Annotated in this window: 12 protein-coding genes; 5 read left to right on the forward strand and 7 right to left on the reverse strand. The window is 34.2% G+C overall.

Annotated features, from left to right (window positions below; genetic code table 11):
- Positions 1 to 33: 33 nt before the first annotated feature.
- From PHQ93_RS07165 to PHQ93_RS07190, 6 genes are all read right to left on the reverse strand, one after another.
- The gene (locus PHQ93_RS07165; protein ID WP_299942597.1) at positions 34 to 384 is read right to left on the reverse strand and encodes a DUF86 domain-containing protein; all 351 of its coding nucleotides are present in this window, start codon (positions 382 to 384) and stop codon (positions 34 to 36) included.
- On the reverse strand, positions 377 to 670 hold the full coding sequence (locus tag PHQ93_RS07170; RefSeq protein WP_299942599.1) for a nucleotidyltransferase family protein: 294 nt from the start codon (positions 668 to 670) through the stop codon (positions 377 to 379). Before PHQ93_RS07170 ends, PHQ93_RS07165 begins: the two co-directional genes overlap by 8 nt.
- Positions 671 to 904: 234 nt before the next feature.
- The gene (locus tag PHQ93_RS07175; RefSeq protein WP_299942600.1) at positions 905 to 1,114 is read right to left on the reverse strand and encodes a KTSC domain-containing protein; all 210 of its coding nucleotides are present in this window, start codon (positions 1,112 to 1,114) and stop codon (positions 905 to 907) included.
- Between the two features lie 143 nt (positions 1,115 to 1,257).
- On the reverse strand, positions 1,258 to 3,336 hold the full coding sequence (locus PHQ93_RS07180; protein WP_299942602.1) for an AAA family ATPase: 2,079 nt from the start codon (positions 3,334 to 3,336) through the stop codon (positions 1,258 to 1,260).
- A gap of 18 nt (positions 3,337 to 3,354) precedes the next feature.
- Complete coding sequence (locus tag PHQ93_RS07185; RefSeq protein ID WP_299942605.1) at positions 3,355 to 5,724, reverse strand: SMC family ATPase; 2,370 nt, start codon at positions 5,722 to 5,724, stop codon at positions 3,355 to 3,357.
- Positions 5,711 to 6,829: an exonuclease SbcCD subunit D gene (locus PHQ93_RS07190; RefSeq protein WP_299942607.1), complete on the reverse strand. Its 1,119-nt coding sequence runs from the start codon at positions 6,827 to 6,829 to the stop codon at positions 5,711 to 5,713. The genes PHQ93_RS07185 and PHQ93_RS07190 overlap by 14 nt, the downstream gene beginning before the upstream one ends.
- A 195-nt stretch (positions 6,830 to 7,024) precedes the next feature.
- Here PHQ93_RS07190 and PHQ93_RS07195 point away from each other — a divergent pair, with 195 nt between their 5' ends.
- Positions 7,025 to 7,831: an HDOD domain-containing protein gene (locus tag PHQ93_RS07195; RefSeq protein WP_299942609.1), complete on the forward strand. Its 807-nt coding sequence runs from the start codon at positions 7,025 to 7,027 to the stop codon at positions 7,829 to 7,831.
- Between the two features lie 33 nt (positions 7,832 to 7,864).
- Here the strand turns inward: PHQ93_RS07195 and glmU are convergent, their stop codons facing one another.
- Positions 7,865 to 9,166: a bifunctional UDP-N-acetylglucosamine diphosphorylase/glucosamine-1-phosphate N-acetyltransferase GlmU gene (glmU, locus tag PHQ93_RS07200; protein WP_299942610.1), complete on the reverse strand. Its 1,302-nt coding sequence runs from the start codon at positions 9,164 to 9,166 to the stop codon at positions 7,865 to 7,867.
- 330 nt (positions 9,167 to 9,496) lie between these two features.
- Here glmU and fliP point away from each other — a divergent pair, with 330 nt between their 5' ends.
- The 4 genes from fliP to PHQ93_RS07220 form a co-directional block, all read left to right on the forward strand.
- Positions 9,497 to 10,237 (forward strand): flagellar type III secretion system pore protein FliP, encoded by a 741-nt coding sequence (gene fliP / locus PHQ93_RS07205; RefSeq protein ID WP_299942611.1) that lies wholly within the window; start codon positions 9,497 to 9,499, stop codon positions 10,235 to 10,237.
- Between the two features lie 17 nt (positions 10,238 to 10,254).
- Positions 10,255 to 11,367 carry a tRNA (uridine(54)-C5)-methyltransferase TrmA gene (gene trmA / locus PHQ93_RS07210; protein WP_299942613.1) on the forward strand — a complete coding sequence of 371 codons (1,113 nt, stop codon included), beginning with the start codon at positions 10,255 to 10,257 and terminating at the stop codon, positions 11,365 to 11,367.
- 3 nt (positions 11,368 to 11,370) lie between these two features.
- Positions 11,371 to 11,604 (forward strand): hypothetical protein, encoded by a 234-nt coding sequence (locus PHQ93_RS07215; protein ID WP_299942615.1) that lies wholly within the window; start codon positions 11,371 to 11,373, stop codon positions 11,602 to 11,604.
- 58 nt (positions 11,605 to 11,662) lie between these two features.
- On the forward strand, positions 11,663 to 12,962 hold a 1,300-nt coding region (locus tag PHQ93_RS07220; protein WP_299942618.1), incomplete at its 3' end, for a COG3400 family protein.

Consider the following 12,962-nt stretch of genomic DNA (forward strand, 5'->3'; position numbering starts at 1 on the left):
CGAGAGTTTTATATCTTGTGCATGATTTTCAAACTAATTGGCTTTAAAATCTTCTATCATTTTTGTTACAATTTTTTTGAGTAGAGGTAAATCGTTTTTAATCGTATTCCAAACAATTTCATAGTCCACTCCGAAATATTCGTGGATGAGAAGGTTTCTAAAATCTTTTAAATCTCTCCATGGAATTTGGTCATATTTTGATAATGTTTCAATTGAAAGATGAATGGTAGCTTCGCCTATAATCTCAAATTCTCTGATTGTAGCACTATATACAAGTCTATCCGTTGAGAATTTATCAATATCAAAACCATCTGTAAACTCTAAAATAGCGTTTGTAGAATCTAAAATATCATGCAAAAAAAGAAGCTCATCTCTTTTAGACATAAACTATCTCTTTTAAAATTTTTTCTTTTGCGATTGGCTTTAGAGAGCTTTCTATGCCAAGGTCAACTTTGAGGTTAAAAGCTTCTTCGAGTTCTCTTTTGAGAGAAAAGAATGCGTTCAAACTTTTCTTTTCACGCAACATCTCTATGGCAATATCTATGTCACTCTCTTCTTTAAAATCATCACGCACATAGCTTCCAAAGAGACCTATTTTTGTTACACCATATTTTTGAAAAAATTCATCTTTATGTTGCGACAAGAAATTTAATATAAAAGCCTTTGTCATAAAACGCCTTGTTTGAAACTAATTTACTGAAAAGATTATAACAAAAATAGATACTTTTTTGGTATGTAGATTTCTAAAGAAACATTTTTGCTTTGCAAAAAGTGGTTTCCTTGTTTTAGTTGGAAGCGCTGTGAGTAAAGCGAGAAAGTGCCTTTTGGGACATTGATTTATTTGGCACATGGATTTGTTGCAGATAACTACTTGTTGTTATCTGCAATCTAAATTATTCTAGTTTTATACTTTTGAATATTTATATGTACCTTTGATGTCAGATGCCAAATATCCACCAACTGAATCTGAATTAAGCAATTCAACAAATACGCCCTCTGGAACAGCAAAATATTGGTATGTACCGCCATTTTTAAACTCAACCTGTAAAGTTGAACTATCTTTATTATAACCAACAGCTTTCACATTACTTGATTCTACAAGTGTCATTTGCATAAATTTTTCCTTACTGTTTTATCTTCTCTATGGATTTGAATCCAACATATTTTAATTAACTCTCCGTTATGAGGATAGTCCTCCATTTTGATGCCTCACCATCTAGATTTTCTAAATATTTGCTGACATCATTATTTCTTCATTCATAATGCATTAATAGCGATAGTACATTCTTCAATAATAAACTCAGGAATCATTTCATATTTTGTTGGATTCAATTGACTAACATACTCATTTTCAATATGATAAGTTTCATTAATATATTTTTGTATTACATCACTAGGATGCCTACCAATATTAATAATTCTAAATAATTGTAATTTTTCATAGTTACTTTGAGAAGTTGTATAGATAGATTTTAATGTCGCTTCATTTTTCATTATTTTTAACTGTTGAGTATAGTCAAAATTAGCATAAGTTATTTTGTTGTTAATTGATGCTGAAGCTTCACTTATTTCATCTTCATTCATTTCTACTTCACCAGTAGAGATGAATTTCATTGGAATTTCTCTTTTATGAAATAGATTTGCTAAAAGTTGATATTCTAAACCTTTATTATCTAAAACTTCATAATATCTACGAAGATAAATTAATTTAATGATATTTTCTGGATTATGAGTAATATTTTCATTACACACTTGTGCAAAAGTCATAAGGTCATCTCTTACGATTGGTATCTCTTGAATTATTCCATTTCTTGATTTTAAAAAAGAAGCAACAGGCAATGGTTCAAAATTTCCTGGAAGAATTTTTAATATATCTATAATTGGATCAATATCGTGTGTTAACATTAAAACAGTTTTACCTCTTAATGATTTTTCACCACGAAAAAGCCTTTCAATTATTGCAAACTTTTTATTTTTATCAAATGAGGATATTGGGTCATCAAGTATTATCAAGTCAGGATTTTTAGAAAGACAATCATACATAAATAGCATAAGTGCAAATGCATTTTTTTCTCCATAGCTTAAATGTTGATTTCCTTTTTCAACTGATATGGATAAATCACAATGTCGTAATTTCATTTTATATTCTTGTCTTACTTCTTCAATCTCAATAGTGTATTTATATCCAGCAAAATGTAAAAAATCATTGATTTCTATTTTATAATTATCAATTTTTTTTCCTATTTGTTTTTTTTGATGTTTTATTTTTCCCTGCAATTCACTAGCTTTTTGAATGAGCCTATCTAATGATTCATTTAAAGGGTTGATAATTTCTTGAGTGTTAGTAGAATTTAATTCAGGCATTAAAGACAAATCGATTTTTAAGCTTTCAATTTCTTCTTTCATATTAGTCACATTGTCAAAAGTAAAATAAGCAAGTTTTTGTAGTTTTTCCAATTGCTTTTTCAATAGATCAATTCGTTGTTTAACAATTTTAAGAAATGATTCTTCAGCTTCATTAATTGCTATTTTATTTTTCGTTATTTTTTCTATTGTTTCTTGTGCAGTATCAGTAAAATAAATTTTTAAACTTTCCATTACTGTTATGATATTTAATAAATAACTAATAGATTTATCATTGAATTCTTCACTTACTTTTTTAATTGTTGCTATCTTACCATTTGTTGATGAAGTACAATAAGGACATTTGTCTGATAGCTCCAAAAATCCACTACCTGCAGTCTGCCATTTTATCCATACTGTATTTTGATTACTTTGTAAATATTCTGTATAGTCTTCTAAGCCAACAGGAATATTTTCAATTTTATTCCCATTCCCTAAAGCTTGAACCATTTTACTATTTTTCCCCATCCCGTCCTTTGTAGTACTAAATGTACCACTCAACGCTATTAAATCTTCAATTATTTTTGATAAATCTTTTTCTTGAAAAGTAGTTTTAATATCAGAAAATAGGGTTTCCACAGCATGTAAGTTGTTTATATAATTTGCATCTTTTATAAATATTTCAAAGCTATTTTCAACTAATTCTTCTTGTTTGAATACAAATTGATTTATATATTCTTCGTTAAAAATTACAATATTAGTAAAGTCTTCAGCACCTTCTACCGTAGATATAATTTCATCTAGATTTTCTTCTCTATACTTAAAAGGAAGTAATCCTATTAAATTGTCTGGATTATTATTAGATTCAATAGCTTTTGCAATGGTACTTTTTCCTGTTCCATTAATACCATACTTAATATTTAATTTACCAATTTCAATACTTATGTTTGCTTCATCAATGCTATTACAGTTTTTAATAATAATTTCTGGCATGTCTCTATCCTTTTAAATTTAAAGTTCCACAACCACTTCAAACATCTCTTTTATCTCCATTTCGTGGCTTATCAAAAATATCTGTCTGTATTGCTCTTTGATAGTGTGGAAAGCTTCTAGTATCTCCATGCGTCTTGCTTCGTCTTGGCTTCCGAACACTTCATCAAACGCCAAAAAGCCGATGGAGCCGGCACCGCTAAGCTCTGTGAGTGTTTTTGAGATAGCAATACGCAGAACTAGGTTTGCTAGGTCTATTTCTCCGCCTGAAAACCGTTCTATCGGGTACTTTTTGCCCTTGTCGTAGATGAAAAAGTCAAAGTCGTTGCTGACTTCTATGTGTTGGTATTTGCCTTTTGTGATTTGGCTGTACATCTCTGAGGCAAGTTCAGATATGCGCGGTGCGACTTTTGCGTTTAGTTTTGTCTTAAATTCTGCCAGACTTGTTTTGATTTTTTCATAATCGACTAAGTCCTCTTTTTTAGTCTCTACCTTTTTTAGCTGTGTTTCATTATTATCTAGTGCGCTTTGTACTGTTTTTATTTCGCCCTCTATTTTGGCGATTTGCACTTTTATATTATTTAGTATTGTTGTTTTTGACTCTACTATTTTAAGCAGTTCGTTATGCTCTTGAAGTTTTTGTTTATGCTTTGCTTCATCGTAGATAACAAGGTTAAACTCCGCTTCTTTGCTTTGATATACTGCTTTTAACTCCTCTATCTTTTTATTTACGCTTAGCAAATCTGATTTTACTATTGCGAGCCTTTTTAACTCGGTTTCTAAACTAAGTGCAAGTTTGTATTGCGGCTCCATAGCTATGAAAGAATTTTTGATGCTGTTATGCACTTTTTCATCGTAGCCGTACGCTTCCAGCTCTTTTAACTCATCTCTGTTTTTAAGCCCTTTTTGCTCTACGATTTTAAAATAGTCCCGTGCGTTTTTTAAGTCTTGAAGCTTGCTTTGGATGATATTTATATTTTTTGAAAGTTCCAAAAACTCTTTCTCTTTTACCTTTTTTTCTGCCTCAAATGCACCTTTTTGGGTTTGTACATTTTGGAGCTGTTTTTTGTACTCGTCTATCTTTTTTTGGTGCGTCTCGTTTACTACAAAGGCAAGTGAGTTTATAACATTGTCATACTCTTCTAAAAGCGGTCTTGTGCAGGTGGGGCAGGCACCTTCACTTCCTAGCTCTTTGAGTTTTGCTATCTTTGCATTTGTCATATCTATCTGTTTTTGCTCACCGGCTATCTCGGCATGCAGCTCATTTTCGATGGTCTGTTTGGTGTTTAGGGTATCTTGCAGGATTGCTATATTTTGTTCTAAATTTTTTGCATTTAGTACAAACTCATTATACGGTTCACAAGCTTTTTCAAGTGTGTTTATGTCAGATTTGCTTTTTGCGTACTGCTCTCTTAGTTGGATTTGCTCTTTTTGCAATCCCTCTTTTTTGAGGTGGAACTCTTTTGATTTTTCTTGCTCTTTTAGCTGCTCTTGCAGAGTTGCATACTCAGTTTTTATGCTTTGGAGTTTGCCAAGATGCTCCTGTTTATGTTCTAGCTCGTGAAGTTCGGCGGTAAGTTTTACCTGATTTATTATTTCTGAATTTTTAGAGTTTTTAACAAGTTCAAGTTCGGAAAAAATTTTTAGTTTTAGCTCTTTAGTTTTAGCAAAAATTTCAAGTTCTTTTTTAACTTGCACTTCTTGAAGTTTTATCTCTTTGAGCTCTTTAGTTTTACTTTGTGCATCTTTTTGCAGAGTTTCTTTTGCGGCAACGCTCTCTTTTATCTGCTCTTGTTTTGCTTTTACATCTTCGCTACTTAGCAAAACTTCATCAAAAGCTTTTATTTCACGACCTAGTTGACGGCTCTTCTCAACTAAAGAGTTTTCTACAAAGTCTATCTTCTCTAACCCAAGAAGACGGCGTATCATCTTTTTTCTATCTTCATTTTTGAGCGTACTTAGACTTGTAAGTTCTTTTTGAGAGGCAAAAAGCGTGTGCATAAAGGCATCTTTGCTCATCTTTGTAAGGGAAGTTATGGAAGTTGTAACTTCTCTCGCGCCGCTGGTTATCAGCTCAGAGTTTTTGTATAGTTTTGCATTTGCACTTAGTGCTTTTCCGCGAAATTCGCGTACGATTTTGTACTCTGCAGAGTCAAACTCAAACTCAAGTTCTACGACTACCGCATCTTTAGCGTCTGCGTTTACATTTCTTACTATTTCTTTGTAACCTTTGTTCTTTAGTTCGCCATAAAGTGCAAAAAATATCGCTTCAAAAATTGTCGATTTTCCGCTTCCGTTTTTTCCGATGATGCCTATGAGCCCTTCGCCAAATTCTATCTCGTACGAGCTGTATTTTTTAAAATTTTCTAAGCGTAGTTTAGAGAGTATCATTATTTGCCTCCTCGTACTGCGCAAACAGCTCTTGTATCTTGTATTTTAGTCTATCAAATTCCTGTGGTCGGCTATCCTCTTTTATGTGTTCCAAGAAGTAATTTTCCAATGACAAGGCTTCTATATCATCTATATTTGTCTTATTTTGGGTATGTTTAAACTCTCTTTTTACGCTCACACTCATGGCTTCTGAAAAAAGATTTCTAATCTCTGAGTTTTGAATATCTATGGATTGCAAAGCACTCAGATTTGTGAGTTTTACCTCGACTATTGCGTCTTTTACATCGCTTGTCTCAATATTCAAAACAGAATTCTCATAATCCTCGCAATCAATCTCTTTTAAAATTATCGGACGGATTTTTATCTCTTTGTACTCGACAATCAGTTCATCATAGAGACTTACCACCACAAAACCTTTAGAGTTTCTTTTGTCGTTCATAGATGTTCTCTCGGTTGAACCGCTGTAGTAGACATTTTCATGTTTGCCTACCGCTCCAAAGCCGTGCCAATGACCGAGTGCGACATAATCCATCATCTTAAATATATACTCTTTTTCGCTTGGGTAAACCCACTCGCCAAACTCCGCCATTAGATAAGCTGCTCCCACGCTGCAGTGCATCATCATAATATTTTTTTTGCTTTTATCAATTCTAGCTTCGCAGAGTTCTATTTGTGATAGTGCTTTTGTTTCGTCGTTCATGTGGGGCAGGGCGTGAAAGATTACGCTCTCAAACTCTACCGTTTTGTACTCTTGATCGTAGCACACATGTATGTTTTTGAAGTTTTCAAATATTTTTAGTATCGGTGAAGAGAGGTTTGTCCTTGGTGTCGAGTGATTCCCTGCAATTAAAATAAACGGTATATTTAGCTCATCTATGATTTTAAACTGTTCCAGAGCAAAAGTGATAGCACGATTTGAGGGGCTTGAACGGTGAAATAGGTCACCTGTATGAATGATGAAATCAGGTTTAATGATTTTAATTTGTTTAACTACTTGAGAAAAAGCATCATAAAAATCCGCTTCTCTTTGATTTATGTTATCTTTATTTAAGATATCAAGGTCGTTAAACCCTAGATGAGTATCACTAAAGTGTATTATTTTCAAGCAAAACCCCCGATAGTTTTTAAAAGAGCCTTTTGGATATTCTATCAAAAAAAGTTTTTATATGCAGCAACACTCTATTGATTGTTACTAGAATAAACAGCTTTTGTTAAAATTTCAAATATAGTTGCATTTCTTCAACTAATAAAAAGAAATGTACTAGAATGATAGCGATAAACTAAATTAAGGTAGATGTAGATGACAAAGACACTTTTAAAAAATATTGATGCAATTCCACCGCTTCCAGAGTCTGTACAGGATGTTGAAAAAATATATAGAGATGAAAACGGTACATTTGAGGATATGCAAAAGGCCATAGAAAAAGATCCTATCTTAACGGCGGATATACTTCGTATAGCAAATTCGCCTATGTATGGGATATCCAGAACCGTAAACAGTGTAAAGCAAGCGGTTTCTTTACTCGGTAAAGATGCTATTAGAGCGTTTGTTTTAAATAGTGCGGTTAATGCAAGTTTTAAGATAGATTTATCACCGTACAATATGACAAAAGAGCAGTTTGCTTATGCTTGTGAAAGACAATTGGCACTTACCATAAATTGGTTTGTCCGTCGCCAGCCAAAACAGTTGGCAGTATTGGCTCCGGCTGCATTTTTGGTTGATTTAGGGCGTGTCATTATCAGTAAAACGCTTATAGAAGACGGCAAAGCAGGAGTTATAAAAGAGGCGTTGGACAAAGCAGAAGATATCTCACATGCAGAAAAAAGTGCTTGCGGGGCGCAAACAACGGATGTCACGGCAACACTTTTCAACAACTGGAAACTTGATCCTGAAATCATACATGTAATTCGTTATAGTGATGATCCTGAGGGAACCATAGATGAAGATAGAGAGATGGCGGCACAGCTAAAAGCTATAAGAGAAACTGTACTTCCAAACGGTGAGATAACAGAAGAATCCATAGCTGCTGCAAAAGCAACTATCGAAGAGTTCGGGCTTGATTTAGAGAGTTACGAAAAAGCACTGGACATAGTTTTAAACTCTTAAATTATGTCAAGGTACCTCTCTTTAGAGGTATCTTTATTTTTTAAAAAATTTATAGTAGAAGTCTTTTATTACTCGTAGTTTAGCACTGCTAACTGCAAGCTCTCCACTTAGGATTTTTCCGCTTCTAACCGTTGTTCCAGCCGCAATCATTACATCGTCTTCCAGTATTATGGGCGCGATTAATTGAGAGTCACTTCCAATAAAAACATTTTTGCCGATGGTAGTTTTATACTTGTTTATCCCGTCGTAGTTACATGTAATCACTCCGGCACCGATATTTGTACCCTCATTAACCGTGGCATCGCCTATATAGCTTAAATGACCGGCTTTTACCCCTTTTAGAGATGATTTTTTAATCTCGACAAAATTTCCTATATGTGTATCTTCTATGTTTGAATCCGGACGCAGATGTGCCATAGGTCCGACATCGGAGTTTTTTACAATGCTATCTTCTATGACGCTGTGCGCTTTGATGTGAGAGTTGATTATTTTAGACTCTCCCGTTATGCGGCACCCGTTTTCAACGATGCACTCTCCCTCAAAAACTACGCCCTCTTCGATGTAAATAGTGGACGGAAGCTGCATAATTACGCCGCTATTCATCCAATTAGCCTTGATTTGGTTTTGCATAATCTCTTCCGCAACGGCTAAATCAAGTTTAGAATTTATACCCTTAAAATGCTCCTCATCAACCAAAAGCGGAGTGATTTTTAAACCATCGGCTCTTGCCATAGATATTACATCGGTCAAGTAGTACTCATTTTGAGCATTATCATTGTTTAACAGCGGTATATATTTGTCCAATATTTTTTTGGAAAATGCGTATACACCTGCATTTACGGTTGTTACTTGCAGCTCTGAAACAGAGGCGTCTTTTTGTTCTACTATCCTTTGAACTTGCCCGTTATCTATGATAACGCGACCGTATCCGTCGGGATTTTGAAGGTCAAAAACAGACATGACGATATCAGAATCACTCTTTAAAAAACCGTAAAGCGATTGGGGTGTGATGAGCGGCATATCACCGTTTAAAACCAGTACTTTTTCATTTTTGGTGCAGACATTTTTCATAGCGCCGCCGGTTCCGGGAAAGTTCAGATCATCTTGCACTACAAAGTTTATATCATCAAAATATAAGCTCATCTGTTTTATAACAACCTCTTTTTGATGCGCAACGACAACTGTTATATCATCGCTTATTATACGGGATGATTTTATGATATGGTAAAGCATCTCCTTGCCGCAAATCGTGTGTAAAACCTTTGCTTTGGCAGACTTCATACGGCTGCCTTTTCCCGCAGCCAAAATTACTATGCTTATTTTATTTTTGTCCATTTTTACTCTTTTTTTATTAGAGTTCTTGCAGAACTCTATTTTACACGCTAAATGAGCAATACCCAAAAGTGAGGGCACACGAAGCCCATTTAGCTACGCTAGCCGCTGTGGCACTAAAGCTTGCCTCTTGTGAGGCAGAAAGACTTCTCGCATAAATACGAGAGAATATAGTTATTCATTGCTAAAATTATACCTTTTCGCTCTTATATTTGAAATAAAATTAGTAAGAATTCTTTTTTTAGATAAGAGGCTAATTTTTTTTGTGGTATTATAAGACTAATATTTGTAATAATGTATTTTAGCGGATTTGAGTAAGGCAGAAAATAAGTAATGTTTAGATTTTTTTTATTGATTTTAGGGTTGGGTATAATCCCGATTTTCGGAGCAGAAGCGGTAGCGATTCCTACTATGAATTTTGAGCTCTCTGCTCCAAATACTCCGCAGCAGCTTGTCAGCTCTTTAAATGTACTTGTTCTATTAACACTGCTCTTTTTGGCACCGAGCATGGTTCTTGTTATGACGACTTTTACAAGATTTGTCATAGTTTTTGGTTTTTTGCGTCAAGCACTCGGTACACAACAAGTTCCCCCCACGCAGCTTTTGGTAATGCTTGCTATGATTTTAACCTTTTTTGTTATGGAACCTGTCGGTAAAAAAGCTTATGATGATGGAATAAAGCCTTATGTAGAGAAAAAAATAGGCTATGAAGAGGCTTTTGACAAAACTACTCTGCCGTTTAAAAATTTTATGATTAGAAATACGCGAGAGAAAGATTTGGCTCTCTTTTTTAGAATCAGAAAAATGGAAAATCCTGCAAGCATTGCAGATGTGCCTCTTTCTATAGTCATTCCCGCATTTGTTATAAGCGAGCTAAAAACAGCTTTTGAGATTGGCTTTTTATTGTTTTTACCGTTTTTGGTAATCGATATGGTCGTAGCGTCCATACTTATGTCTATGGGTATGATGATGTTACCGCCTATCATGATAGCGCTCCCCTTTAAGATACTCGTATTTGTTCTTATCGACGGATGGAGTCTGCTCATCGGTAACCTGATAGCTTCGGTTAAATAGAAAATAAAGTGAACGGTATGAATTGTAAATATTTTGGCGAGTGTGGCGCGTGTAAGGTTTATGAAGGCGGCTATGAGCATCAGCTGGCTTTAAAACTTGAGTTAAATCAGGAGAGATTTCTTCCTTTTTACAGCGGCGATATATCTGCATTTGAATCACCACGCACTCATTATCGCTCAAGAAGCGAGTTTAAAATTTGGCATGACGGAGATACTCTTCATTACGCTATGAATCATATAGATAAAAAAGGCGTAGTTTTTATTGATGAATGTCCGCAGGTAAGCCGCTCTATATCCGCATTGATGCCAAAACTCTTAAAAGCTATAAAAGAGAGAGATATCGGCTTTAAACTATTTGGTGTTGATTTTTTAAGCTCAAATAGCGGCGAGATAGCCGTTTCGCTTCTCTATCACAGAGCGTTGGACGGCGTATGGAAAGAGCTTGCCTCTGAGATTGCAGCCGAGCTTGAAATATATATTATAGGACGAAGCAGAGGTCAAAAAGTCGTAATCGGGCAGGATCGTGTAACGGAGATTTTAAATGTGGACGGCGAAGAGTTTAGGTTTAACTATATAGAGAATAGTTTTACACAGCCAAACTCTCAAGTAAATGAGCAGATGATTACATGGGCATTGAAAAATCTCTTGGATGCGGATACGGATTTGCTTGAACTATATTGCGGTGCCGGAAATTTTACAATACCATTTGCCAAAAAATTTAGAAAAGTTTTGGCAACCGAGATATCAAAATCATCCATCAACGCGGCAAAGTCCAATATGGGTTTAAACGGTGTGCATAATATTGAGTTCGTACGAATGGGCGTTGAAGAGTTTGTACAGGCTCTTGATGGCGTACGGGAGTTTAACAGAATGAAAGAGATTGATTTAAAATTATATAATATCAATACTATATTCGTAGACCCGCCAAGAAGCGGAATGGATGAAGATACCTGCAGGTTTGCCGCAAGGTACGAGAATATTATCTATATATCTTGCAACCCTGAAACATTGGCTAGGGATTTGGCTATTTTATGCCAAACGCATATAGTTTGCGATATGGCTCTTTTTGACCAGTTTCCATATACTCATCATGCGGAGATGGGCGTAAAATTAACTAGAAAAGGGCTCTAAAATATGAAAATAATAGTTGTAGCTTTAGTGATATTTTCATTTTTATATTCCGATGAGATAAAAAAAAGAGATTTAGAAAGTGAAAATAAAAAACTAATCGAAAAGATTAAAGAGTTAGAAAATCAAATTAAAAATTATAGCTGCAAATGTGACGATGAAAACAGTTTTTTTGAGCTGATGATGAAAAAAGAGTATCAAGAAAAGAACTTGCAAATACAAAAAGTAGATGTGTACTAAATCGGTAGAGTTGTTAATGATATAATGTCAAAAAAAATAAAGAATTAAAAGATTATATATGAAAAAAATATTGATTATCGGTGACGGCGAAACAGCAGGGCATTTTATAAACAGAGTAATGGATACATACACCAGTGAAAATGTTTACTATGTAGTTCAAACCAAGTCTGAAAAAAATAAAAATATAAATTTACCTCGATTTAAGTTTTACGAGTTTGACCCTACGAGTTTATATAGATTGACCAATCTGCTAAAAATGGAGTTTGCTCAAGCTATTATAGCTATGGATAATCAAGCCGATGTTGAGCATACGATAAAAAACATCAGAAGTCTAAAAAAACAGCTTCGTATTATTGTCTTAAACAAATGGAACTTGACAAATGAGGATGCAAATGTCGTTTTAATCAATACGAATGAGATCTTATCTTCAAGACTAATCGACTATTTGCCCAATGTTCCGGTTATCGCTCAAAATGTAGGATTGGGCGAGGGTGAAATAATGGAAGTTTTAGTTCCGTTTGGAAGCTCATTTGTTTACAAGCATATCGGCGTTATTGAGCAAAAAGATTGGCGAATCGTTGCGATATATAGAAATAGAAAACTTATCATGCCAAACCGCCGCAGAATGATTCAGCCAAACGATCTTTTGCTTCTAATCGGCGAACCTGCCGTGCTTAAGTCCGTTTACAAAGCAATTAAAAGAGAGTTGGGACAGTTTCCGGAGCCTTTTGGTTCAAATATTTATCTCTATCTTGATATGAATTTGTTAAACCTAAAAACTGTTGAGAAGCTTGTCAAGAGATCTATATTCGTGCATAAAAAGTTTGGGCATACTCTTATTATAAAAATCGTCAATCCAAGCGATATCGATGTTATTTGGAAAATAAAAGAGTATAGAGACGAGAGTGTCATAATCGATATAAATTACGACACCGACAATCAAAAAGCAAGCTTTTTTAATGATATAAAATCTTATCATGTAGGTTTGGTAATCGTTTCAAATGAAATATTTAACGATTATGTTATGCGAACAACACTATATGAAGCGCAAATACCTGTTTTAAAACTAACAAAAAAAGAGCTCTCAAGCGTAAAAGATGCTTCAATAATTTTAGGAGACAATCGTGATTTAGAGAAAATTTCATCAATAATATTTGATATTGCAGAACAGATGAATCTAAATATAGAGCTTTACAACTACTTAAATGAGCATCAAGAAGCAAAAGAACAAGTAATAGAACACTATTATAATCTTGCTACAATTTTTTCAAAAAGTATTAAAATCATTAAAGAGAGTGAAAATCCAATCAAAAAGCTTAAAAAGAAAGATAATTTTATTCAGATTTTACCTTTTACAA

Origin of the sequence: Sulfurimonas sp. (assembly GCF_028714975.1) — a bacterium.
Taxonomy (GTDB): domain Bacteria; phylum Campylobacterota; class Campylobacteria; order Campylobacterales; family Sulfurimonadaceae; genus Sulfurimonas.

Excerpts from the sequence above, each read along its gene's own strand:
- PHQ93_RS07165 (WP_299942597.1), bottom strand. The coding sequence starts at position 384 with ATGTCTAAAAGAGATGAGCTTCTTTTTTTGCATGATATTTTAGATTCT.
- PHQ93_RS07170 (WP_299942599.1), bottom strand. The coding sequence starts at position 670 with ATGACAAAGGCTTTTATATTAAATTTCTTGTCGCAACATAAAGATGAA.
- PHQ93_RS07175 (WP_299942600.1), bottom strand. The coding sequence starts at position 1,114 with ATGCAAATGACACTTGTAGAATCAAGTAATGTGAAAGCTGTTGGTTAT.
- PHQ93_RS07180 (WP_299942602.1), bottom strand. The coding sequence starts at position 3,336 with ATGCCAGAAATTATTATTAAAAACTGTAATAGCATTGATGAAGCAAAC.
- PHQ93_RS07185 (WP_299942605.1), bottom strand. The coding sequence starts at position 5,724 with ATGATACTCTCTAAACTACGCTTAGAAAATTTTAAAAAATACAGCTCG.
- PHQ93_RS07195 (WP_299942609.1), top strand. The coding sequence starts at position 7,025 with ATGACAAAGACACTTTTAAAAAATATTGATGCAATTCCACCGCTTCCA.
- glmU (WP_299942610.1), bottom strand. The coding sequence starts at position 9,166 with ATGGACAAAAATAAAATAAGCATAGTAATTTTGGCTGCGGGAAAAGGC.
- fliP (WP_299942611.1), top strand. The coding sequence starts at position 9,497 with ATGTTTAGATTTTTTTTATTGATTTTAGGGTTGGGTATAATCCCGATT.
- trmA (WP_299942613.1), top strand. The coding sequence starts at position 10,255 with ATGAATTGTAAATATTTTGGCGAGTGTGGCGCGTGTAAGGTTTATGAA.
- PHQ93_RS07215 (WP_299942615.1), top strand. The coding sequence starts at position 11,371 with ATGAAAATAATAGTTGTAGCTTTAGTGATATTTTCATTTTTATATTCC.